General features: G+C 67.8%; 1 protein-coding gene. It reads left to right on the forward strand.

The window, feature by feature from the left end:
- Window positions 1–105 precede the first annotated feature (105 nt).
- A protein-coding gene (locus FHS22_RS37185) for an IS3 family transposase (RefSeq protein WP_260408688.1) occupies window positions 106–1,259 on the forward strand; the annotation gives its coding sequence in 2 pieces (ribosomal slippage) (window positions 106–307 and window positions 307–1,259; 1,155 coding nt in all).
- Window positions 1,260–1,300: the final 41 nt, after the last annotated feature.

Genomic DNA, 1,300 nt, shown 5'->3' on the forward strand with positions numbered 1-1,300 from the left:
TGGAGTTGACCCGGTTTGGTGGACACCTGACCTCTGGGGAACCCTGGTTCCCGGAAGAAGGAGTCCACTGTGCCGAACAACTATCCGCCGGAGTTCCGCCGGCAGATGGTGGAGCTGGTGCGCGCCGGACGGTCGCCGGAGGAACTGGCTCGGGAGTTCGAACCCTCCGCCCAGTCGATCCGGACCTGGGCGCGCCAGGCTGATCTGGATGACGGCCGCCGCAGTGACGGCTTGACCAGCGCCGAGAAAGACGAGCTGGCCCGGCTGCGCCGCGAGGTCAAGATTCTCCGCGAGGAGAAGGAGATCCTGCGCAAGGCCGCGGTTTTCTTCGCGCGGGAGACGGATCGGCCGAGATGAGGTTCCGGCTGATCGATGCGGAGAACGACCACCACGACGTCTCCCTGCTGGCCCGGGTGCTGGGTGTGTCGCGCCAGGGCTACTACGCCTGGCGCAGGCGTCAACAGCGCGGTCCATCGGCGCGTGCTCGCCGCGATGCCGAGTTGACCGAGAAGATTCGTGCGCACCACGCCGCGTCGGACGGCATCTACGGAGCACCGCGCATCCACGCCGACCTGCGCGAGGTCGACGGTATCCGGATCGGCCGCAAGCGGGTGGCCCGGCTGATGCGCACCGCAGGACTGTCGGGCGTGACCCGGCGTAAAGGCTGTCGCACCACGCTCGCCGATCGGCGGGCTGCGGCCGCCTCCGACCTGGTCAAGCGCCAGTTCACCGCCGAGGAACCGAACCGCCTGTGGACCGCTGACATCACGTATGTGCCGACCGGGCAGGGCTTTCTCTACCTGGCTGTGGTCCTGGACGTGTTCTCCCGGCGGATCGTCGGCTGGGCGATGGCCGAGCACATGCGCACCGAACTGGTCACCGACGCGCTGGCGATGGCGATCCACCAGCGACGCCCCAACGCCGGGGTGATCCATCACAGCGACAAGGGCGGGCAATATACATCGGTCGCCTTCGGCCAGCGCTGCGCCCGGGCCGGGGTCCGTCCCTCGACGGGCAGAACCGGGACCTGCTTCGATAACGCGATCACCGAGAGCTTCTTCGCCTCGCTGGAGTGCGAGCTGCTCGACCGGCGGACCTTCCGCACCCGGTCGGAGGCCGAGCGGGCGGTGTTCGCCTACATCGAGGGCTTCTACAACCCCCGGCGCCGTCATTCGGCCAACGGTCAACTCAGCCCGGCCGAATACGAGCGCCGACAGGCCCTCAAGAACGTCCATCAAGACGGCTATGCTGCCGCGTAGTCGCAAGCCCTGATGTGTCTACCGAACCGGGGCAACTCCAG

The sequence above is a fragment of the Thiemannella venezuelensis genome, assembly GCF_014203605.1.
In the GTDB taxonomy this organism is placed as follows: domain Bacteria; phylum Actinomycetota; class Actinomycetes; order Streptosporangiales; family Streptosporangiaceae; genus Planomonospora_A; species Planomonospora_A venezuelensis.